Origin of the sequence: Actinoplanes regularis (assembly GCF_900188005.1) — a bacterium.
Lineage (GTDB): Bacteria > Actinomycetota > Actinomycetes > Mycobacteriales > Micromonosporaceae > Actinoplanes > Actinoplanes regularis.
Genome location: NZ_FZNR01000035.1, coordinates 34231 through 55150, shown reverse-complemented (window position 1 = coordinate 55150; position 20920 = coordinate 34231). Strand labels below are relative to the sequence as shown.

Genomic DNA, 20920 nt, shown 5'->3' with positions numbered 1-20920 from the left:
CTGTGACACATGACGTTGAATCGTCACACCCTTGGAAGCCGTACAGATGAAGATGCCCTTCTCGACGCGGCGCGCGACTGCGTGCTCGCGGTGGGGCTGCGCCGCACCACACTGACCGACGTGGCCCGCCGGGCCGGCGTCTCCCGGATGACCATGTACCGGCGGTGGCCCGACATGGCGACGCTCGTCGCCGACCTGATGACCAGGGAGTGGGGCGAGCTCGCTCTCCAGGCGCAGGCGAGCGCCACCGGCCGGCACACCCGCGAACGCCTGGTGGACGGGCTCACCGGCGGGGCCCGGCGACTCCGCGACAACCCGGTCTTCCGCCGCATCGTCGAGCTGGACCCCGAGGTGCTGCTGCCCTACCTGGTGGACCGGCGCGGCACCAGCCAGGACCGGATGCTCGCCGTGCTCCTCGCCACGATCGCCGAGGGCCACGCCGACGGCTCGGTCCGGCCCGGTGCGCCCGAGCTGCTCGGCCGTGGCCTGCTGCTGACCCTGCACGGCTTCGTCATCTCCATCGGCACCATGACCGACCAGGTCACCTCCGCCGACCTCGACAGCGAGCTGCGCCTGCTCCTCGACCGGTACCTGGCGCCGTGACCGTCGCAACCGCGCTGACCGCCGCGCGCCGCGCCCGTGACCTCGCCGAGCTGGCCGCCGGTGGGACCGTTGACCTGCTCGTCGTGGGCCTGGGGGTGACCGGGGCCGGGGTCGCCCTCGACGCCGCCTCCCGCGGGCTCACCGTGGCCGCCGTGGACGCTCACGACCTCGCGTTCGGCACCTCCCGGTGGAGCTCCAAACTCGTCCACGGAGGATTGCGCTACCTGGCCGGCGGCCACATCGGCCTGGCGTACGAGAGCGCGGCCGAACGGGACGTGCTGCTGCGCCGCGTCGCCCCGCACCTGGTCAGCCCGCTGCCCTCGGTACTGCCGCTGACCCCGCTGACGCCCGCCGTACCGGCGGCGCTGGCCCGCGCAGGCTTCGCCGCCGGTGACGTGCTGCGGGCCGCGGCCGGCACCCCGGCCGGCATCCTGCCCCGGTCCCGGCGGATCGCGCCGGTAGAGGTGCACCGGCTGGTCCCGGCGGTGCGGCGCAGCGGTCTGCGCGGTGGCCTGCTCGGCTGGGACGGCCAACTCGTCGACGACGCACGGCTGGTCGTCGCGCTGGCTCGTACCGCCGCCGGGCACGGAGCCCGGGTGATCACCCGGTGCCGCGTGGAGCAGTTGCACGGCCGAGGCGCCACCGTGCTCGACACGCTCACCGGCGAGCACCACGAACTGCGGGCCCGCGCGGTCATCAACGCCACCGGCGTGTGGGCGGACCAGCTCGACCCGGGAGTCCGGCTACGCCCGTCCCGCGGCACGCACCTCGTGCTGCGCCCCGGCGCCCTCGGCCGGCAGCTCGCCGGCCTCACCGTGCCGGTTCCCGGTACGACGAGCCGGTTCGTCTTCGTGCTGCCCCAGCAGGATGGCTACAGCTATCTCGGGCTGACCGACGAGCCGGTCGAGGGCCCGGTGCCGGACGTCGCCGAGCCGAGCGCCGCCGAGCGGGGCTTCCTGCTCGACGTCATGGCCACGGTGCTCGACACACCGTTGTCGGACGCCGACGTGGTGGGCTCGTTCGCCGGCCTGCGGCCCCTGCTCGCCGGCGCCGCCGGAAGCACGGCAGACCTGTCCCGGCGACACGCGGTACGCGTCTCGCCGGACGGGATGACCACCGTCGTCGGCGGCAAGCTGACCACATACCGTCGGATGGCCCGCGATGCCGTGGACGCCGCCCTCACCGCGGCCGGATTGCCCGTGGGCCGGTGCCGAACCGCCCGGCTGCCCCTGGTCGGGGCCGCGCCAGCGCAAGACCTGGCCCGGCTGGGCCCGCCCGCCCGGCTCGTCGCTCGGTACGGGACCGAGGCCGCGGAACTGGCCGCCCTCGCCGAGCACGACCCGGACCTGGCTCGCCCGGTCGCCGAGGGTCTCGCGGTGACCGGGGCGGAGCTGCTCTGGGGCGTCATTCGGGAGGGAGCGCTCGACGCGGACGACCTGCTCGACCGGCGTACCCGCATCGGTCTTGTGCCAGCCGACCGGGCCCGGGCCCGGGCCGCCGCCGAGGCGATGATCGAGCGAGGCAGGGCGGCGACCACCGCCTGAGCAGTCGTCCGAACCTCCCATGCTCTGGGACCGCACAAGAACCCCGCCCGTGGCGGGGTTCAAGGCGTGTCCGGAGCAGACCCCGTGAGGGTGTTCAGTCGCAGTACTCCTCGAAGCCGGAGGCGTACCCCGCTCTGAAGCCGTTGTCGTAGCCGCGTGCCCATTCGGTGTCCCCGTTGCGAGCACTGTACAAGGTGTGACATTCATTCCTGGCTATCTTCCAGCCGTCCCGATATCCCTTCCGGTAGCCGTCGCGGTAGTCGTCGCTATTCGGCACAGGGTTTATGACGGCGGAATCGGCGCCCGTCGTCGCGTGTGCCGCAATGGCCGGTGAGGCGTTGATGGCCGGCACGAGGCCGAGGACACCAGCCATCAGCACGCCTGCGATCACCGGTGCATGCCTGTGAGTCTTCATCGCGATCTCCCTTGTGGCGTCGGGGCTACGGCGTGAAATCCCACGCATGAACGCCCCATTTCAGTTCGCTTTTTTCTTCATGGATGCCGCCTGCGGACGCGCCACCTGGCGGCCGAATTACCGAATCATAATTGTTAGACTATTTCATGGCCGGTGCGCTTTCAAGAACGGTAGCGAAACCGAGTACTACACCGTTGGCAGAAGTCAATAGTCGCCGGACGTCAAGCTATTCGTACCCGGCCTGCTGCAGCAGGTTAGTCAGCCCGTCACGAAGGTCTACGGCGTCTAGCACTTTTAGTTCGGTTATCACGCCGATCATGCGGGCACCATTGACCGCTATCCAGGGCGGACCGCTTCCGGTCGAGGTCAAGCAGGCTGTCACTTCACCGCGGTGACCGATCCGGCGACAGGCACGCACCCGAACCTGCCTGGACCGGTGGTGCAGCAGGCCCGGCCCGGTCTCCTCATGGGTACATCATGTGGGACCCGGCAACCGGCGGTGGCTATGACGGGCTGACCCCGCACGGACCCAACCTGAACCAGGGTGCCGAGTCGACTCTTGCTCTCATCTCCACCCGGTGAGGCACGGCCGTCGTCACAGAACAGCGCCGCGGGGAGCGACCTCGACAGCGGCGACTCCTCGGCCGTAAAGCACGACGAGCCGGTCACCGTGTTTACCGTGCAGTGCTCCCGAATCGTCGGACAGCGTCGCGATGACATGTTCGATCAACTCATCCTCGCTGGAGAGGTCCGGTCGATCGTAGGTGATGTCCATTCGGTCGCCGCCGATAAGGCGGACGCGCAGCACTGTAGTCGCCATGTCATCGAACCTATCCAGGAAGCGCAGCTGACGGCTCGTGCTTATGCCGGATGGGCGTAGGGTGAGTGGGCCGGCACCGACCAGGGCCTTGCTCGATCCCGGATTCGGAAACCTCGGCACGCAGCGAGCCTCAGTTGGCTTAGGGTTTCTGGACGAATTCATGTGATCACTGGCCACGGTGGGCGGCGTTATGGCAAGTGGCATGATGCGGCGAGCCGCCGCGGCGTGGCAGGCTGCCCGGCGCCGCCACGGCTGGCTCGACCATCTCGCACGCGCCGTCGTGCGCTACGACGAAGCCGACGGTGGCCGGCTGGCCGCCGCGATCACCTACTACGCGTTCTTCGCGACGTTCGCGTTCGCCCTGCTCGGCTTCGCGGCCTTCGGCTTCGCCCTGGACAAACCCGCGGTACAACAATCGTTGCAGCACTACCTAGCCGCGAACCTGCCCGGCCTCGACGTGCAGCAACTGCGCGTAGCCCGCGGCACCATCGGATTCATCGCCTTCCTCGGCCTACCGGTCACCGGATGGTTCTGGACCGACGCCATGCGCTCCAGCATCCGCAAGGTGTGGCGGCTGCCCGAATACCCAGGCACCTTCGTGCCCCGCCTGCTCATCGACCTGCTCGCGCTGATCGGGCTCGGCCTGCTGCTGGCCGCTTCTCTCACCACGGCGTTCCTCACCGTCGCCGCAGCCAATCTTCTGATCGAGCCGACCATCGCGAGCCCCACCCAGAGCCAGTGGCTGCTCTCAGCGGTCGGCTCCGCGGTCAGCATCGGGGTGAACACCTTGCTGGCGACCGCGGTCCTGACCGGGCTGCCACGGTTGCGCATGCCGCCGCGCCGCGTCGTCGGTCCCGCGCTGCTCGTGGCCCTCGGCCTCGAACTGCTCAAGACCGTCGGCCGCGTCCTCGTGCAGAACGTCGAAGCCAACCCGACGTATCAGGCCGTCGCCGGAACGGTCGGACTGCTGTTCTCCCTCAACATCATCAACCAGCTCCTCCTGTTCGCCGCGGCGCTCGCCGCGACCAGCAGCATCGGCGACGCCACCGACCTGTCCGCCCGGGCTGGGTCACTCAAGCCCGCCCCCGCGCGAAACGACCACGCCGCGAAGCCGGCCACCGTCACCGATCCCGGCTCACCCGGCGAACGCATCGGCGACCCTCCTCCTCCTCCTCCTCCCGCCCGGACCTGACGGCCACACCACGAGCCACTCACGCGGAGCGCGCGACATCCCCGCACGGAGCAGCAACCGCGAGGCGTTCATCCGGCCGCCTCGACGGTGCGCAGGGCGTCCACCGTTTCCCGCAGCACCGTGTCGAGGGGTGTGGGGTGGACGCCCAGCATCGCCTCGGTGTACGTGGCGTCGAGTAGGTGCGGGTGCTCGGTGCTGTACAGCATCTCCAGGAGCTCGGCGAACAGCGGAGTCTCCGCCGCCATCGCGGTCAGCTGGCCGGCGTGGATGCGCGTCAACGTCGGCTCCGGCACCCCCGCCAGCTCGGCCAGCCGTGTGGTGAGCGCTCGCACCGACAGCGTCGAGGTGACCGGAGCGTGCCAGGCCCGGCCCCATGCACGGTCGTCGCGGCTCGCCGCGACGAGGGTGCGGGCGACGTCCTCGGTGTAGGCCCAACTGTGCGCCACGTCGAGGTCGCCGGGGTATCCCGCGACCTCGCCGGCGAGCACCGGTCCGGGCACAAACAGCGTGTAGCCGCTGATCGCACCGGCGCCGAGGAAGGCCCCGGCCCGCACCTCGGTGACCCGTGCCCGGCCCGCTTCGTCCGCGGCGAGCGCGTCGAGCCACATCCGGGCCCGAACCGTTCCCTTTACCGTCGTGGCGGCCATCGGCAGGTCCTCGGTGATGGGCCCGGCGACGTGGCCGTACCCGTAGGTGTTGCCGAGCATGACGTATCCCGCTCCGGTGCGTTCGACGGCGGTGAGCAGGGCCGTGGCCATCGGCGGCACCTCCGTGGCCCACCGGTCGTACGCCGGGATGGCGCAGTTGACCAGGACGCGAGCACCCTTTGTCAGCTCGGTGAGCCGGTCGGCGTCGGTCACATCGGTGGCAAGCCGTTCGACGAGCGGGTGGTTCACGCCGGCGCCGCTGCGGGTGAGCTGCCGGACCCGCTCCCCGCTGTCGGCGAACTGGTTGGCGGTGGCCCGGGCGGTGGCGCCGGCACCGGTGACGACGACGAAGGACATGCGATCGTGCTCCTCTGGTCGGTGGGATCGGCCTTCACGGTGCCGGGCCGAGCAGCGGTACGGTAGTGGCCCGTGTGCCATACATCCGGAGGATCAGGCCATGCACCGTGTCGCGGTCATCGCGGTCCCGCCCGTCACCACGTTTGACCTCTCGATTCCGGAACTGATCTTCACGGCTGCCGCCGTCGACGGGCGGCCTGTGTACGACGTGCGGATCTGCACGGCCGAGCCTGGTGTCCTGCCCGGCAGCGGCAGACTCGCGGTGGCGGTGTCCGACGGACTCGACACGGTCGAGGCCGCCGACACCGTCATGGTGACCGGGACCGCCGCTCGCGACAGCACCGACCCGCGGGTGCTGGCGGCTCTGCGCACCGCTGCCGAGGCGGGCAAGCGGATCGCGTCGATCTGCACCGGCGCATTCGTTCTCGCCGAGGCCGGGCTGCTCGCCGGCCGCCGGGCGACCACGTACTGGGCGCGGTCAGCGGAGTTCCGTCAGCGGTATCCGATGGTGCGGCTGGAGCAGGACGTACTTTTCGTGGAGGACGGCCCGGTGCTGACCTCAGCCGGGTTGGCTGCCGGCATCGATCTGTGTCTGCACATGATCCGCGCCGACCACGGCGCCGCGGTCGCCAACGCTGTCGCCCGGCTGGCCGTGTTCGCTCCGGTACGCCCGGGCGGGCAGGCACAGTTCATCGAGACGGCCCTGCCCCCGGAGCACGGCACATCGCTGGCGGACACCCGGGCCTGGGCACTGAACCGGCTCGACGAGCCACTCACCCTGACCGACCTGGCCCGGTACGCCCAGACGAGCATCCGCACGCTGACTCGGCGGTTCCGCGCCGAGACCGGGTTGAGCCCGCTGCAGTGGCTGCTCCACCAGCGCGTCGACCGCGCACGCGAACTGCTCGAATCCACCAACCTGCCGATGGATCTCGTCGCCCTCCGCAGCGGCCTCGGCAGCGCTGACTCACTGCGTCAACACCTACTGCGGCGCGTCGGGCTGACACCAACGGCGTACCGCCGGTCGTTTACACAATCACCGTCCTGACTGTACGGCGTTGGCGTCCCGTGTCAGCGAGGAGCGGATCGGGCAACCCGACGCCGTCTGCTTCGCGTTGCACGACCGCGTCGGCCGAAAGCGTGACCGTCGATTCCCCGCAGACCCCGATCGCCTCGACCATGGCCCTCAGCCCCGTGGCTTCCCCGACAGCCGACCCGGCCAGAGCAATGATGTCGGCATCCTCAAGGTCGTCGCCCTGGAGCGTTCCTGATCGCCGTCGTCGCCAGCGACCTTGGATGGCGCAAGCGGAGAACCATCGTCGGTGATGCGCCGGGCGGGTTCGATGAGCAGGGCGTGGAAGACGGCGGAGTGGCTGAACGGTCGTTCGCGCCGACCGGTCGGGCGACTGCGATCAGAATCAGGCTATTCTGGCAAACCGTACAGATGATGTTTTGTCCGATTTACGACGGTATGTTCTTGCTCGACTCCGAGCTCGCTATCCCTGAGGTGAACATGCCCGTCGTGTCCCGTGGTGCCCTGCTGGTGGCCACCGCATCCATGGCTGCCTGCGTTCTGGCCGGCCCCGGTGCGGCGTATGCCGCTTCCACGTCGACGTCGCTGACCGCGGCCGAGATGTCCGCCGAGCTCACGGCTGTGGGCAAGGCCTCCGCGAAGGCGGCGGAAGGCGGCTGGAAGACCAGCATTCAAGTGACCACCGACGGATTCCAGGCCTCCGGATACCTCGTCGTCGACCCGGTACACGGCGTGGCTCTCGACCGGTTCAACTTCGACGGTTTTGTCAGGGCGCGCTACACCGTCGCGGGAAAGGGAACCTACGACCTCATCGCCGACAGGGAGACCCGTGCGGCGGTGAAGATGATGCACCGCCCGTCGGTCCAGTACGTCTTCAGCCCGGACAATTCGGTAGAGCTGAATGACACCTACGATTTCGGCTCGGCAGCGCCGGGACTGTTGGACGACGACCTCGACTACCCGGGCACCAAGACGGTCCACGACGACGGATCCATCGACTACCAGCTCAGCGAAGACGACGCCACCGTGACGCTGCACGTCACCGTGGACGGGCTGCTGGCCTCCGCCGACGCGGTGACACAGACGTCCACCGACGCGAAGGAACTACTGGCGTCCGCTCACGACGAGGGACTGCTGGCGTCCGCCGGCACGGACGGGGGCACGTACCGGGTGAGGTTCGGGTACGGATACGGGCCTCAGCGAGTGACCCTGCCGTCGGCGAGCGCGACGATCGGTGCCGACACGCTGCGCGTCGGGCTGGCCTACCTGGACATGGCGAACGCGGTCAAGCGTGTCGCCGGCGATGCTGCCACCGACACGCTGCAGGCCGCCCACGGGAAGAGGGTTACGGTGTCGCTGCTGCGGAAGGTGACGCGGGCCGACGTCACGGAGGACAACGCCGACCTCGGCGTGAAAATGATCAAGACCAAGAGCGTCAGCAGGGGCATTCGGGTGTACGCCACTAATCCGTGGACGCACCGCACCGCCGCCTACACGCTCAAGGCGTCCGGCAAGAAGGTCACCATCGCCCAGAAGTGACCGCGCGTACAACCTGCACTGGAAGCAGCGGCCCACCCAGGTTTTTTCGCCGGGGTGGGCCGCCGCGTTGGTTGTCAGCCGATGCCGGCTGCCCTGACCACGCCGACGCTCGGAGTGAAATACCTGTCCGGAGCGACCGTCAGCCGCAGCACCGCGACCGTGCCCACCATGGCGAAGAACGCCAAAACGGTGGACACGGTCGACGGTGATTTCTGGGACCCACATTCCGATGGCACCAACACGCCGAACGGCACGGCCATCAGCGACGGGACGCTGGTGTCGCCACCGCCGACTACAACGGGGTGGCGGCCTTCACGCCCACCGGCACGGGGACCAACGCGCGTACACGCGGGATCGGCCTCACCTCTGCCCGCGCGGAGCTCGCCGTCGTACCCATCGCAGTCGCCCGTGATGACGCTCCGCGCGGCCCACGTCGCGGACAATGGCTGCGGCGAGCGACCAGGGTGCGCCCGCGAATCGGAGGGGACCCATGTCGGCACCGGCCAGGGTGTTGTTGGTGTTCGGGCGCGGCGTCGTGCGTACCGAGAAGGGTTTCGCTCTAACGCCGGGTGGAGCCGCGCGGGTGCGCGCGGCCAGCGTTTACGTAGCGGCTCACCGTGCGGTACTCGCCGGCGGCGACCGGATCCGGATCGTCTTCACCGGCGGCTGGCCGGAGGCCAGCGCCGGCGCCGCCCCGCCGCCGGTGGGCGCGCGGGAGGGAGATCTCATGCGGCAGGCTGCGTACGAGTCCGGCCTGGACGAGCACGCCGATCTGTACGCCGAAACGCGCTCGCGCAGCACCCTGGAGAACCTGCTGCACACGGTGGAGGACGGGCTGCTGAGCGGGTACGCGTTCGATGCGCAGACCCCGCTCGGCCTGGTGACGCACGCCTGGCACCTGCCGCGGGTCCGGTTCCTGGCCGGCCGGGTTCTGGGGCTGACCGGGGCGGCGCTGCGGGACGTGCCGGCACACGGCGGCGAGATGCACGACGACCGCGGTGCGTTGCTGTTGGCTCGGCTCGGCTTCCTCGGCGCACGAGCCGACCAACTGCTGCAACGCGAACGGGGGATGGTTGCCGTCGGCCATCTGGCCCGGCGGGTGATCAACGGCCGGACTGGGTATAGACGCCATACCGTCGAACAGCAGTGAAGGAGAGCCGGTGGCGCACCTCGAGAAGACGATCGTCGTGCTCCCGGTGTTCAAGCCCGGCCCGCATCTGTCCGAACTAGTCACCGCGCTGCTCACCGAGGTTCCCCGGCCGGCCCAAGTGGTGATCGTCGACGACGGTAGCGGCCTGGCCGCCGACGCCCGGCTGACGGAGATCGAAGCGCTGGGCTGCACGGTGCTACGGCTTCCGGTGAACCGGGGTAAGGGCGTCGCCCTCAAGACCGGGTTCCGGCACGTCCTGTCCCGGTATCCCGGTTGTGCCGTGGTCTGCGCCGACGGTGATGGCCAGCACAGCGTCACCGACATCTGCGCGGTCGCCGAACGTGGCGAACCCGGACGCATCGTTCTGGGCGTGCGCCGCTTCGACCGGATGCCGCTGCGCAGCCGGTTCGGCAACACCGTCACCCAGGCCGTGTTCCGGGGGGCGACCGGCCGGACCGTCACCGACACCCAGACCGGCCTGCGTGCCTACCCCGCCGACCTGATCGGCGAGCTTTGCGCGGTGCCGGGAGAGCGTTTCGAGTACGAGATGAACGTGTTGCTGCACGCCGCGGCGAGAGGCCACCCGATCGACGAGGTGCCGATTCCGGCCACCTACCTCAGTGGCAACGCGGGCTCGCATTTCAGCGGCCTAGCCGATTCGGCGCGGATCTACGTCCCGCTGCTGCGCTACATCCTGCTCAGCCGTCAGGTCACGGCAGACTGAGGGCGCGGCCTGCCGCATGATCTCCGATCTATGACGACCGGCTCGGCAAGCCCCTTCCTCGGGCGTAAATGCCGACCGGCCCGGCGCCGACGATCGCGACGGACAACATCATCGTCACAGCGGCACTCCCCCATCCGAAAGTGATCCGCCCTCAGTCGGGCACCCCGGCCGCAACCGGGACACGAACCGCGCGGACCGTGTCGAACCCGTGCGGCGGCACCGTCTCCTCGTCCGTCAACACCGGAAGGCCGAGCAGGTTGGCGACGATGTACGCCTCGGTCTCGTTCAGTTCCGTGGTGTGCAGGACCCGGTCGACGTCGTCCGGGTCGAAAGACATCACGTGCCGGCGCCCGCTGCGGTGTGCCAGCACGCCGATGCGCTGACCACCGGTCGTGTCGAAAGCGTAGGAGATCCCCAGCCGGGGCAAGGTCGCCCTCTCCAGGCGCACAAGACCGTCGGCGCGCGCTCGTCGAAGCCGTGCCCGAGCCGTCGCCGAAACACTCGCCGAGGTCGTGGGGCTCACCCCCTGGAACCACCGGTGCTGGGCCGGCGTCGGCCGGGTAGGCGCGGAGGGGCTGCCTCCGCCGTTGATGCCGAGGCGGGCGTCGGTGGCGCAGTGGACCAGGAGTCCCATCATGGCGCCGACAACCGCCCCGATCGGAGGGCCGCTCAGCAGCGCGACCGCATACGAGACGCCGGGAACCAGCGCTGCCACCACGCCGATGAGCAGGCCCAGCCAGCCGCCGAGGCCCGCGCCGACCAGACTCGCACGACCGGCCGGCCATGCCGTGCGACGGGGCACGGCGGAGCCGTTGCCGCACTCCGAGCGGCACGCGCTTGCTGCGAAGCTTGATTTGCCGACCATGGTGACTGCCACCCCCAATAGTTGGCGCACCTAAACTATTTCCGAAATAGTTGGTTTACACCGATTATCTAGTCGTTTAGGTGAATACGTGCACAGCGATGAGCCCCCTGCCTACCGGCAAATCCACTGATGTCTGTTCTCGCTCGGCCGGCTTCTGGTAAGAGCCCGCAGGAGCCACTGCCCGTACCGGCGTGATCCGGCGCCGTCCGGTCTAGCCTGCCGCGACGGCGAACGCATCGCCTAGCTTGCGGCGTTCGCAGGCAGCGCACTGAGCTGCTTGCGGCGTGGCTCGCAGCCTGCCGAGCGGTATCGCCTTGTCGCAGTCCTCGCAAAGGCCGTAGGTGCCTTCGGACATGCGCCTGAGCGCCTGTGCCGTCTCGGCGATCCGCTGCCGGACGGACGCGGTCCGCATGGCCAGGGTGCGCAGGTCACGGCCGAAGTGCTGCGGGAGCGCGGCGTGCACCGTCATCCGGGTCAGCTGGTCGGTGTCCACGGCGTAATGCTCCTCGAGCATGCCCCGCATCAGCTCGGCGGAAGAAGCGGCCGGAACCTGCAACGTGGTGGTCATGATGCCTCCCAAAGGGTAAATCATCGCGATCTGGCTACCGGCCGGTGTCACCTCATCGAGGCCTCCTGACACGGCAGGCGCCGGCCGCGCTTCCTCGACCGCCGGCGAATACCGGCCGGCGGGAGCGAATCGGCGCTGAACGGGTGGGTTCGGCTGACCCGGGAACGGACCAGGAGATCCGTGTCGTCGAAGTCGAACCGCACTTGATCGACCACATGGGAGACCCCTGGCACGTCTGCGGTCAGCCGGGCGACGATGCCGGCGGTCGAACGCCGGTCCACCGCACCGGTCAGCGTGACGACCCCACCCCGTACAACCACTCGCACCTGCTCCGGATGAATCCACATCCGACCGCGCAGCATGTCCTCGATCTCGTGCCTCGCCTCGTCGCTGGTCTTGCCCTGCATGTCGACACCTCCTCGAACCGGCGCGGCCCCGACCATGCCCGGACCGACAGTTCATGAAAGAAACAGCGGATCGCTTGCATCAAGCATCACCAGAAAGTAACCAAACAGCTACGGCCCGCGACGGCGATGAACCGTGCCGCTGTTTACCGACCGTCGGCAACCTGCCTCCACCTCCAGACCCGCTGGACGTACGAAAGACCGGGGTTGGTGTTCAGGTTCGCGCCGGCCACACAGACGACCCGCAATGCGCTGGATGCCGGTCCAGGTCGACGTCGGCGGCCCCGAGAATCGGCCGTGACCAGGCAACGCTGGCCCATAGACTCGACCGCATGCAGGAGTTGAGACTGTGCAGCAGATCGCCGACCTCTTCGCTGCTTCCCCGTTCCGTGAGCTACCGCCACCTCAACCGTGCCCCCGGCGGGACCTCGGCATGAGTGACTTCGAACCCGGCAAACCCAGTGACGCCTCCCCCGGCCCACCTGACCCACCCGGTCGGCCGCGTCACGAGCGTCCCCGCCGTATATACGCGGACTGGAGGTTCCTGACACCACCGATCGCCATCGTCGTGCTGGCTACATCGTGGGGACGGGAGCTGCCGATGCTGCTGTTCCCGGCCATCGCCCTGGTGCTGGGTACCGCGGTGCTGGCCGCAGTCCACCACGCCGAAGTCGTCGCACACCGCGTCGGCGAACCGATGGGGTCGTTGCTACTGGCCGTGGCCGTCACCGTCATCGAGGTCGGCCTGATCGTCGCTCTCATGGTCGCCGGCGGCACCGAAACCGCCTCGCTGGCCCGTGACACCGTTTTCGCCGCTGTGATGATCACCTGCAACGGCATCCTCGGGCTGTCGCTGCTCGTCGGTGCCGTGCGCTACCGGCTCGCCGTGTTCAACGCCGAAGGCACTGGCGCAGCACTGGCCACGGTAGCCACTCTCGCTGTCGTCTGCCTCGTGCTGCCGACCTTCACCACCGCCCGCCCCGGACCGCAGTTCTCCCCGGCGCAGCTGGCGTTCGCCGCCATAGCGTCGCTTTCCCTCTACGCCGCGTTCGTCAGCACCCAGACGGGTCGCCACCGCGACTTCTTCCTGCCGGTCACGAAGGACGGCGTAGTCATCAACGATGCCGACGGCGACGACGATCACGCCGACCCACCCAGCGGCCGTGCCGCCGTCAGCAGTCTGGCACTACTGCTCACCGCATTGATCGCGGTCGTCGGCCTGGCCAAGGTTCTGTCCCCGGCCATCGATGACGCCGTCGCCGGCTTCGGTCTGCCACACTCGTTCGTCGGCGTGATAATCGCCTTGCTCGTGCTGCTTCCCGAGAGTCTTGCCGCGACGAACGCCGCCCGACGCAACCGCATCCAGATCAGCCTCAACCTTGCCCTCGGTTCCGCCATGGCCAGCATCGGTCTGACCATCCCCGCCATCGCCATCGCATCGATCTGGCTCCCCGGGCCGCTGTCGCTCGGCCTCGGCGCCAATCAGATCGTCTTACTCGCGATCACCGTCACCGTCGCCACATTGACTGCCGTCCCTGGACGAGCAACTCGGCTACAAGGACTCGTTCATCTCATCCTGCTGGGTGCATTCCTTCTCCTCGCCGCCCATCCCTGACGCGAGAATCTCGTCGAAGGCGTCACAGAGAAACAAGCCATAGCTTCCGGGATCGCTGGTCGCTGATCTGTCATGGCGGTCACGAATGAGACGCGGTCGATGCTGGCGGCGAAGTTCGAGGCGCCGTACGAACCGGCGGCGGACGGCACCCCCGGAACTCGGACGCCGCGGTCCTGGACGGCGCGTGGCCGTGCAGGGCGGACACGAGCGGTCGCCAGACATCCGGATGCCGCAACGCGGGGTTGTTGCCGGCCGATCGTGGACGAGCCGGTCACCGCGGCCGTCCGGATCCGCCTCAGCGCAGCTTGACCTGCCCGCCGCTCAGGTCGGCCACGATGTCACGCAACTGTCCCTTGGACGGGCGGCCACCTTTGGCCAGTCCGTAATGCAGCGCCCAGCGGCTGTTGCGGCGTCTGCCCTCGCGCTTCGCCCAGCGTCTGCGCTCGGCCTCGTCGTCGCCGGCGAGATCGGTCCACGCCACCGGCTCGATGGAGACGCCGCGCTTACCGATCGACAGGAATTTCACCCGGTCCCAGGGGAGCACGACATCCCGGCGCACGTGCCGGCCGCCGGCGCTGAGCCCGATGCCGGCCCGGTCGAGTACCGGTTCCGCCTTCGGCAGCCGGGTCGGCCGGGCGTACCAGGCCACCGTGCAGGGGATGGTCAGGAGGGCGATGAGACCTGGGGCCTGGAGGTACACCAACTCCAGTGCGCTGGTGAGGAAAAGCGCGGCGAGCACGACCAGAACCGGAATGTTGAGGGTGAGTCCGAGCAGAAACAAGACCCATTGACCGCGGCGGCGCCGGTTCAGCGTCAGCGTGAGCGCGTCGACTTCGGTGGAGCCTGCGGACGAGTTGGAGGTGACCGGCACCGGAAGATCATGCCAGACGTCCTCCCGACGGGAGTGGATTGATCAGTCAATTGTCGTAGCTGGATAGGTGTCTGACTGGACGTTCTATAAGGGTTAATGGCGTTATAGAGCAGCGGCGATCTGGCTGACCGATCTAACCGAATAGCGCACGCGCCCCGGCTGACCGCCTGGCGCCAGGCCCGCACCGAGATCGGCATCAAGGGCCGCGCCCCCGCCCATGATCTGCGGGAGATCTTCAACGCCATCCTCCACGTCAACCGCACCGGCATCGCCTGGCGCTACCTCCCGCACGACTTCCTCACATACGACGGCCTTGCAGAGGCCCTGCCCGAGCCCCCACCTCCGGCATCCGGAACCCGTCACCTTCGTCACCGTGGTTTGACACCGGGCGATCGTTGATCAATGCTGCGGTGGCATCGACCGGGGGCAATTCCATGGATGTCAGGAAGTCATCACGTGAACAACACAAGAACTGAACGTCCGCGACGCTGGCTCGCAGTGGCCGCGGCCGTCCTCGCCGGCCTCACCGCAGCGGTCGCGCCGACCGGGCCGGCGGCAGCGGCGGACACGCCGTACACCCATGCGATCTTCACCGACCCGACGGGCGACACCGCCGCCAAGGACCGGATCTACACCCGGCTGGTGGAGTTGATCGACGGGGCCGAGGCCGGGTCGACGATCAGCGTGTCGATGTACTACTTCTACGCCACGACCATCCCGAACGCGCTGGTCGCGGCGAAGGGCCGGGGCGTCAAGGTGCGGGTGGTCGCGGACGTCAAGACGGTGGCCAACACGGCCAGCTACGACGTGCTGCGCACCGGGCTGGGCACCGACACCACGCAGGCGTCGTTCTTCACCACCTGCCCGAGCGGCCGCGGCTGCATCGCCGGCTACGACTACTCGATCAACCACAACAAGTTCTTCCTGTTCAGCCGGACCCTCGGGGTCGACGACGTGGTCGTGCAGACCACGGCCAACATGGGCGGCACCGCCTGGCGGGACGGCGGGACCGGCTGGAACGACGCGCTCGAGGTGACCGGGAACGCAGCGCTCTTCGACTCGTACACCGGCTATTTCGGTGATCTGGCCGCGAAGAAGGTCAACAACAACTACTACGACACCCGGGTGCCGGTCCAGGCCGGCGCCGCCAAGGTGTTCTACTACCCGCGCGCCGGCGACACCCTCTACGGGGACCCGAGCGAGGACACCGTGATGACGATCCTCAACAACACCGAGTGCTTCGGCAACACGACCGTCGGTGTGCAGAGCGACGGCACGCACCGCACGATCATCCGGGTCACGGTGACCGAGTTCGCCCTGGACTACATCGCCGACAAGCTGGTCGCGCTGGACAAGGCCGGTTGTTACGTCCTGGTCAACCTGCGCTACGACCCGGACAACACCTACCAGACGACCGCGCTGAAGAGCCTGCTGGCCAAGACCACCGACAAGTACAACGGGGTCATCGTCCGGTACTACTGCGACAGCGACCCGATCTGGATCCACTCGAAGAACTTCTCCATCGAGGGCAAGTACTACGGCAAGGGCGACCGGAAGATCGTCTGGACCGGCAGCCTGAACTGGAAGGGCGGCAGCCTGCGCGGTTCCGACGAGGTGATGCTGCAGATGGAGAACCCGGAGGTGCACGCCGCGTACGCCCAGCAGTACAACGCGGTGGCGGCGGCCGCCACCCACAAGCCGGCCAACGGCGCGGCGCCGGCCTGCTGACCCTGTCGCGGGTGATCCGCGGGACATCAGTGAGGCATTGATCGTGCGGGGCGGCCGGACGGACACGAGCCGGTCGCCTGCACCAAGGTGTTCCGTGACTTCCTGGAGCGCCAGGATCTCACCCTGCGTACCGCGGACACCCTCGACGCCTGTCTCGACCCGGACCACTTCGACCTGATAAATCCGGTGCTGGACCGGGGCCCGCTTCACCGAGGAACAGAAGCAGGCCCTGGTCGAGCGCGTCCGCGCCGGTGCCGGGTTCGCCGGCTGGAACGGCGGGATCGTCGCCACCGGCTACGAGGCGCCCCGCAACCAGTTCATGGTCGGCGGCCGACTCCTCTGCCGTCCCGGCGGCTTCGTCGACATCAACCCCCAACACCCGCTCGGGTACGGCCTGAGCAGCTTCGACCTCCACACCGAGCAGTACTTCACCAGGTCGTACGTCTACAGACACAGTCCGATTCACCCGATCGCGACCCACACGTCGTCGAGCAGCCCGCGGTACTGGTCGTTGTCGCCGTAGGCGCTCTTGGCACCGATACTGAGCGGCTGATCGTTGTCAATCGAAAGCTCTGCCGGAATCCGGGCACTTCCCTGCGCTGATCCGTCGATCAGAACGGTCAACGCGGTTGCCTCACGACGGCACTCCACGGCGTGCCAGGAGCCGTCCGCCACCGTGATGCCGGCAACGGCGAGATGAATGGTCCGTTCGGTGTCGACCAGCGCGCAGCTGGGGTGGGCCGCGCGGCCGTCGATCTGGAGTTTGTACTGGCTGCCTTCCGCCGAGAAGCCCTTCTGCAGGACGTTCTGCCCGTCGCTGGTGTCACTCGGGTCGAGCAGCACCGACGCGCCGTAACGTAGCGGCTGGCTGCCGGGGTTGAGCGCGGCCGTACTGGGGGAACGCAGCGCAAGCCGGGGACACGGTTCGCTGTCACACAGCGCCGGGAAACGTACGGCAGTGCCCGCGCCGTGCGGGGTGAGTACCGCGACGCCGTCATTGCCGGCAACCGGGGTCAGAGTGTGCCCGTTGCCGGAAACGTCGGACCACGCCGCCTCGCCGGGGCCGTCGAACCGATACCGCGCGACGATCGGCAGGGTCGGCTCCAGCCCCCGTACCCAGACAGCGTCGCCGGTGTCGCTGGAGTGTCTGGCCGCGGCCGCGATCGTCGCCCCGAAGCACATCAGGGCTGCCAGCACGGCAGCGATGCGCCGCCGTGACATCAATGACGACTCCTCTGTGAGGTACCGGTCGGCGAACTCAGGCGTTGCGGTGATGTGGCGCGCCACCGACGGCCACGGCAGATATGGAACGAACACATGTACGGTCAACGCCGCCCACCACGGTCAAGATATGGCAGCGGGTTGTGCGGAGGCCGCGGCCCACTGATGCCCGCGCCGCCTCGTGTCCGTAACTCGTGGACGTCGCGGTCACCTCGCGCGCCGGCGCCAGGCTGAAGAAGCAGGACAATGCTTAGTTCCGGCCTCGGGCGGGCCTTCGCCGACGTGCTAGCCGGGCGCCGGGGACCTGTCGCGCAGGTGCCGGATATATCGGCCGATCCATCGGGACAGGCGCACGAGCGCGGATCCCCCGCCTGTCACGACGGGTTCGCGGCCGGGGCCGTAAGGGTGAGTATCTGGGTCGGGCGCTCCTCGCCACCCCTATCGAGGATCACGCCAGCACTGTCGCGCTGCCGTGGCCGCAGTCCCAGGTGCTCTGTCTGATCCTTGGGCCGCTGAGCCGGTAATGCAGCCCCGACCCGGACGGGTCGGTGTTCGACTCGGGGCGCTGGCCCGCACCAGCGCTGCCAACCAACAGGTGCTGCACGGCCTGTTCGGCGAGGACGCCCTGTTCAGCGCTGGTTGCCAGACGCGTAACCAGTTGGTTACTCTTTTCGGCGTGGACGAGGTAGCGGCCGCGATCGCCGATCCGGTGCGGCGGGAGATCCTGCTGATGCTGCGCGACGAGCCGCTCTCGGCCGGCCAGGTCGCCGACCGGTTCGCGATCAGCCGGCCGGCGGTCAGCCGCCACCTGCGCGTGCTGCGCGAGGCCGGCCTGGTCCGGGACGCGGCTGACGGGCGCCGGCGCGTCTACACACTGATCACCGCGCCGCTCGACGAGCTGGCCGGGTGGCTGGGCCGGCTGACCCGCCCGTCCGGCTGGCAGCACCGGCTCGACGCGCTGGAGACCGAGGTCTATCGCACCCGCCGCGAGCGGCACACCGCCGCCGCGAGGCAGCCATCGCAGAAGGAGACCGCATGAGCCCGACACCCACCGGACGGCTGTTCGGCAACGACCTCGTACTGACCCGCACGTTCCGCGCGTCCGCCGACGATGTCTGGGCGAGCGTCACCGATCCCGAGCGCACCGCACGCTGGTTCGGCCCGTGGCAGGGCGACGCGGCGCCGGGCCGCACGATCAAGGTTCAGATGGCGTACGAGGAGGGCGGACCGTGGATGGACATGACCATCGACGCGTGCGAGCCACCACGAAGGCTGGCAATCTCCGCAGGAGAGGAACCCGACCGCTGGCACCTGGACCTGATGCTGACCGAGCGTGCGGGTGTGACCGAGCTTCGCTTCACCCAGCATCTGACCGGCACCGAGGGCGTCGGCGAGGTCGGCCCCGGCTGGGAGTACTACCTGGACGCGTTGGTGGCCTCCCGCGACGGGCAGCCGATGCCGGACTTCAACGACTACTACCCGTCGATGAAGGATCACTTCGAGGCGCAGCGATAGCAGCACCGACCTGCACCTCGTCAACGCCACCGGCGGCGCACGTGTTGACGCTCACCGACGTGCTCGACATCGCCCCACCGCTGGCGACGTCGAAATATTCCACTGCTTGACCCTCGACCTGGTGGAGGCCACAGGATCGTGTCGTCAGCCAGTTGGTGATCGTGGGAGTGATGATGGATCTGGACAATCCGGTGCTGAAGCTGTGCCAGAAAGGAATGCGGGCGGAGGTGGAGGGGCGGCTGCCGGACGCTCGGGCGTTGTTCGAACAGGCGTGGGCGGCGCGCACCGACGACTACGACGCCTGCGTCGCGGCGCATTACCTTGCCCGACGGCAGGACGATCCCGCGGCGATCCTTCACTGGAACCAGGAGTCGTTGCGGCATGCTGACGCCGTCGGCGACGAAAGGGTGGCCGCCTTCTATCCCTCGCTGCTCGTGGGTGTGGCGATGGCTCACGAGCAGTTGGGCGACATCGCCGCCGCGTGCGCCTCCTTCGAGCGAGCGGCCGAGTATGCCGGCGCGTTACCCGCGGATGCGTATGGCGATCAGTTGCGGGCGGCAGTCGCCGATGGTCTGCGCAGGTTGACGCCCAGTCGCCGCTGACCGCGGCCTCATCGATTGCGGCCGAACTCCCGGGCGAGGACGTACCGCGCGACCTGCTCGCCGAGCCGCGTGCCCTGCACGTCGGCGGTGCGGAAGTGCACCCCGCCCCAGATCCTCGCCTCGACGACCTCGGCCAGCGCCTGCGAGAAGCTGCCGAAGTGGCGGGTGGTCCCGGAGTCGGTGCTGTAGGCGCTGAACGGGATGTCGTCGCGGCCGAAGAACCGACGCAAGGCTGTCATGATCGTCGCGGTCGAGCAGGAGTGTCCGGATGTGTAGTCCGGGAACGGCGGGGTGATCAGTAGTGGCATCCAGGCCGGGTCGGCGGCCGTGGCCGGGTTGCCGTCGGTGTCGGCGAGTTGCACCGCGGTCACCGGGCGCCAGAAGCTCCAGGTCCGTTTCTGGTTGAAGCACGCGATCGTCGAGTCGGCGCGGGTGACGTCGGTCATCGCGAACATCCGGGCGGTCTGCAGCGGACTGAGCCGCTGCGTTTGTGCGAGCTGCCGTTTGATCTCCCACTCGGTCTGCCGCCGGTCGTGCCACCAGATCGCCGCCTCGGTCTGGTCCTGGGTGCGCATGGTGCTGCCGACGGAGCCGAGTGCCTTCACCTCGTTGAGATCCCGGGCGTACGCGGCACTGTTCAGGGCCGGCGGTCCGGCCGTACCGAAGAGGTCGCCGCGGGGGATGACGAACGGCTTGATGTCGGCGACCTGCGCGCCGTCCTGGGCGAACGCCGGCGGGGTGGGCCGCCATTGACCCGGTTCGGTGCCGACCGTCCAGCTTGCCTGGCGCGTCGCGCCGTCGTTCTCGCGTGCCGCGATCATCGCGGCCGCGGCGGCCTCGCCGACGGCGATGCCGCCACGCTTGGATCGCCCGTCGCGGATCGGGGCGAGCGATTGCTCGTACTGTGCGCCCAGCGTCGCCGCTTGCTGGGGAAAGAGCGAGAGCAGCACGCGATAGGCGGCGGTGGCGACGGCCGCGTCGAGCGAGTCGCCGCGGTGGCTTGGCGGGGAGATCAAATACGGCTTGTACGGGGTGCCGGAGACGGCGTTGGCCGCGTCGTACACCGCACCCTGCACCATCGCGAAGGTGCGCCCGTTGATGTACGGCGCCTGGCGTGCCACCTCGTACGCCGCGGTCTGCGAGTGGACGGCCCAGGTGATGACCATGTTGGTGGTCTGCGCCCGGGCGGCGGTCGGCGTGAACACCATCGGCATCGTCAGGAGCAGAGCGGCCACGGCGGCGGCGACACGCCATGTCCGGATCTTTTCACGCATGTCGGAGCACTCCCCGTCAGCGGACTTCGGCCGGGACTCAGCCTGGCGGGACTCGTCAGCGAGGGCAAGGTATCGACATGCGACTATGTCAGCTGTATCGGCTTCTACCAGCTTTTGGCACTTTGCCAACTTGGTGAGTATTGACCGACTCCCCGTTCGTGCGGTGACTCGCCCGGACCGATCGGCTCCGCCGCGACGCCGCCACCCACCGCGATCGCGGCCCCCGCTCGCCG

23 protein-coding genes and 1 pseudogene are annotated in these 20920 nt (G+C 68.8%); 14 read left to right on the top strand and 10 right to left on the bottom strand.

The window, feature by feature from the left end:
- The first annotated feature begins 9 nt into the window (after positions 1-9).
- Positions 10-603, top strand: coding sequence for a TetR/AcrR family transcriptional regulator (locus CHC09_RS42605; RefSeq protein WP_089298967.1), 594 nt, complete (start codon positions 10-12; stop codon positions 601-603).
- Positions 600-2147, top strand: coding sequence for a glycerol-3-phosphate dehydrogenase/oxidase (locus tag CHC09_RS42600; RefSeq protein WP_089298966.1), 1548 nt, complete (start codon positions 600-602; stop codon positions 2145-2147). Before CHC09_RS42605 ends, CHC09_RS42600 begins: the two co-directional genes overlap by 4 nt.
- 94 nt (positions 2148-2241) lie before the next feature.
- Here CHC09_RS42600 and CHC09_RS42595 read toward each other — a convergent pair whose 3' ends face one another.
- Positions 2242-2562: a hypothetical protein gene (locus CHC09_RS42595; protein WP_143232905.1), complete on the bottom strand. Its 321-nt coding sequence runs from the start codon at positions 2560-2562 to the stop codon at positions 2242-2244.
- A gap of 595 nt (positions 2563-3157) precedes the next feature.
- Entirely contained in the window at positions 3158-3382 is a 225-nt protein-coding gene (locus tag CHC09_RS42590; RefSeq protein WP_089298964.1) for a hypothetical protein, read from the bottom strand.
- A gap of 202 nt (positions 3383-3584) precedes the next feature.
- Between CHC09_RS42590 and CHC09_RS42585 the strand changes: the two genes are divergently transcribed.
- The gene (locus CHC09_RS42585; protein ID WP_239138897.1) at positions 3585-4574 is read left to right on the top strand and encodes a YhjD/YihY/BrkB family envelope integrity protein; all 990 of its coding nucleotides are present in this window, start codon (positions 3585-3587) and stop codon (positions 4572-4574) included.
- Between the two features lie 68 nt (positions 4575-4642).
- Here CHC09_RS42585 and CHC09_RS42580 read toward each other — a convergent pair whose 3' ends face one another.
- Positions 4643-5578 (bottom strand): NAD-dependent epimerase/dehydratase family protein, encoded by a 936-nt coding sequence (locus CHC09_RS42580; protein ID WP_089298963.1) that lies wholly within the window; start codon positions 5576-5578, stop codon positions 4643-4645.
- Positions 5579-5678: 100 nt separating this feature from the next.
- Between CHC09_RS42580 and CHC09_RS42575 the strand changes: the two genes are divergently transcribed.
- Positions 5679-6626: a GlxA family transcriptional regulator gene (locus CHC09_RS42575; protein WP_089298962.1), complete on the top strand. Its 948-nt coding sequence runs from the start codon at positions 5679-5681 to the stop codon at positions 6624-6626.
- A 306-nt stretch (positions 6627-6932) separates the two neighbouring features.
- Positions 6933-8150 (top strand): hypothetical protein, encoded by a 1218-nt coding sequence (locus tag CHC09_RS42570; RefSeq protein ID WP_143232904.1) that lies wholly within the window; start codon positions 6933-6935, stop codon positions 8148-8150.
- 74 nt (positions 8151-8224) lie between these two features.
- Here CHC09_RS42570 and CHC09_RS48635 read toward each other — a convergent pair whose 3' ends face one another.
- The gene (locus CHC09_RS48635) at positions 8225-8347 is read right to left on the bottom strand and encodes a hypothetical protein (RefSeq protein ID WP_275407977.1); all 123 of its coding nucleotides are present in this window, start codon (positions 8345-8347) and stop codon (positions 8225-8227) included.
- A 320-nt stretch (positions 8348-8667) separates the two neighbouring features.
- Here CHC09_RS48635 and CHC09_RS42560 point away from each other — a divergent pair, with 320 nt between their 5' ends.
- Together CHC09_RS42560 and CHC09_RS42555 are read left to right on the top strand one after the other, a co-directional pair.
- Positions 8668-9300: a YdcF family protein gene (locus CHC09_RS42560; RefSeq protein ID WP_239138896.1), complete on the top strand. Its 633-nt coding sequence runs from the start codon at positions 8668-8670 to the stop codon at positions 9298-9300.
- 10 nt (positions 9301-9310) lie between these two features.
- On the top strand, positions 9311-10024 hold the full coding sequence (locus CHC09_RS42555) for a glycosyltransferase family 2 protein (protein WP_179277533.1): 714 nt from the start codon (positions 9311-9313) through the stop codon (positions 10022-10024).
- Positions 10025-10175: 151 nt separating this feature from the next.
- On the opposite strand, the gene CHC09_RS42550 is transcribed toward CHC09_RS42555, so the two are convergent.
- The 3 genes from CHC09_RS42550 to CHC09_RS42540 all read right to left on the bottom strand — a co-directional run bounded on the left by CHC09_RS42550 (position 10176) and on the right by CHC09_RS42540 (position 11864).
- Entirely contained in the window at positions 10176-10826 is a 651-nt protein-coding gene (locus tag CHC09_RS42550; RefSeq protein WP_089298957.1) for a cation:proton antiporter regulatory subunit, read from the bottom strand.
- 274 nt (positions 10827-11100) lie between these two features.
- Positions 11101-11457: a TraR/DksA family transcriptional regulator gene (locus CHC09_RS42545; protein ID WP_179277532.1), complete on the bottom strand. Its 357-nt coding sequence runs from the start codon at positions 11455-11457 to the stop codon at positions 11101-11103.
- Between the two features lie 47 nt (positions 11458-11504).
- On the bottom strand, positions 11505-11864 hold the full coding sequence (locus tag CHC09_RS42540; RefSeq protein ID WP_239138895.1) for a BON domain-containing protein: 360 nt from the start codon (positions 11862-11864) through the stop codon (positions 11505-11507).
- Between the two features lie 598 nt (positions 11865-12462).
- Here CHC09_RS42540 and CHC09_RS42535 point away from each other — a divergent pair.
- On the top strand, positions 12463-13476 hold the full coding sequence (locus CHC09_RS42535) for a calcium:cation antiporter (RefSeq protein WP_307833958.1): 1014 nt from the start codon (positions 12463-12465) through the stop codon (positions 13474-13476).
- A gap of 295 nt (positions 13477-13771) precedes the next feature.
- On the opposite strand, the gene CHC09_RS42530 is transcribed toward CHC09_RS42535, so the two are convergent.
- Positions 13772-14347 (bottom strand): hypothetical protein, encoded by a 576-nt coding sequence (locus tag CHC09_RS42530; protein WP_089298953.1) that lies wholly within the window; start codon positions 14345-14347, stop codon positions 13772-13774.
- A 120-nt stretch (positions 14348-14467) separates the two neighbouring features.
- Between CHC09_RS42530 and CHC09_RS42525 the strand changes: the two are divergent.
- The 3 genes and pseudogenes from CHC09_RS42525 to CHC09_RS49000 form a co-directional block, all read left to right on the top strand.
- A pseudogene (locus tag CHC09_RS42525) lies at positions 14468-14644 on the top strand (transposase); the annotation flags it as partial.
- Between the two features lie 201 nt (positions 14645-14845).
- Positions 14846-16075: a phospholipase D-like domain-containing protein gene (locus CHC09_RS42520; protein ID WP_179277531.1), complete on the top strand. Its 1230-nt coding sequence runs from the start codon at positions 14846-14848 to the stop codon at positions 16073-16075.
- 181 nt (positions 16076-16256) lie between these two features.
- A complete protein-coding gene (locus CHC09_RS49000; RefSeq protein ID WP_089298951.1) occupies positions 16257-16598 on the top strand; it encodes a ThuA domain-containing protein in 342 nt (113 codons plus the stop codon).
- On the opposite strand, the gene CHC09_RS42510 is transcribed toward CHC09_RS49000, so the two are convergent.
- The gene (locus CHC09_RS42510) at positions 16538-17362 is read right to left on the bottom strand and encodes a LamG-like jellyroll fold domain-containing protein (protein WP_239138894.1); all 825 of its coding nucleotides are present in this window, start codon (positions 17360-17362) and stop codon (positions 16538-16540) included. The two genes, CHC09_RS49000 and CHC09_RS42510, sit on opposite strands and share 61 nt — an antisense overlap.
- A gap of 457 nt (positions 17363-17819) precedes the next feature.
- Here CHC09_RS42510 and CHC09_RS42505 point away from each other — a divergent pair, with 457 nt between their 5' ends.
- The 3 genes from CHC09_RS42505 (at position 17820) to CHC09_RS42495 (ending at position 19413) form a co-directional block, all read left to right on the top strand.
- On the top strand, positions 17820-18335 hold the full coding sequence (locus tag CHC09_RS42505; RefSeq protein ID WP_307833957.1) for a metalloregulator ArsR/SmtB family transcription factor: 516 nt from the start codon (positions 17820-17822) through the stop codon (positions 18333-18335).
- Positions 18332-18811, top strand: a complete 480-nt coding sequence (locus CHC09_RS42500; RefSeq protein ID WP_089298950.1) for an SRPBCC family protein — start codon at positions 18332-18334, stop codon at positions 18809-18811. Before CHC09_RS42505 ends, CHC09_RS42500 begins: the two co-directional genes overlap by 4 nt.
- A 170-nt stretch (positions 18812-18981) precedes the next feature.
- Positions 18982-19413, top strand: coding sequence for a hypothetical protein (locus tag CHC09_RS42495; protein ID WP_089298973.1), 432 nt, complete (start codon positions 18982-18984; stop codon positions 19411-19413).
- 8 nt (positions 19414-19421) lie between these two features.
- On the opposite strand, the gene CHC09_RS42490 is transcribed toward CHC09_RS42495, so the two are convergent.
- Positions 19422-20687: a vanadium-dependent haloperoxidase gene (locus CHC09_RS42490; RefSeq protein ID WP_089298949.1), complete on the bottom strand. Its 1266-nt coding sequence runs from the start codon at positions 20685-20687 to the stop codon at positions 19422-19424.
- Positions 20688-20920 lie beyond the last annotated feature (233 nt).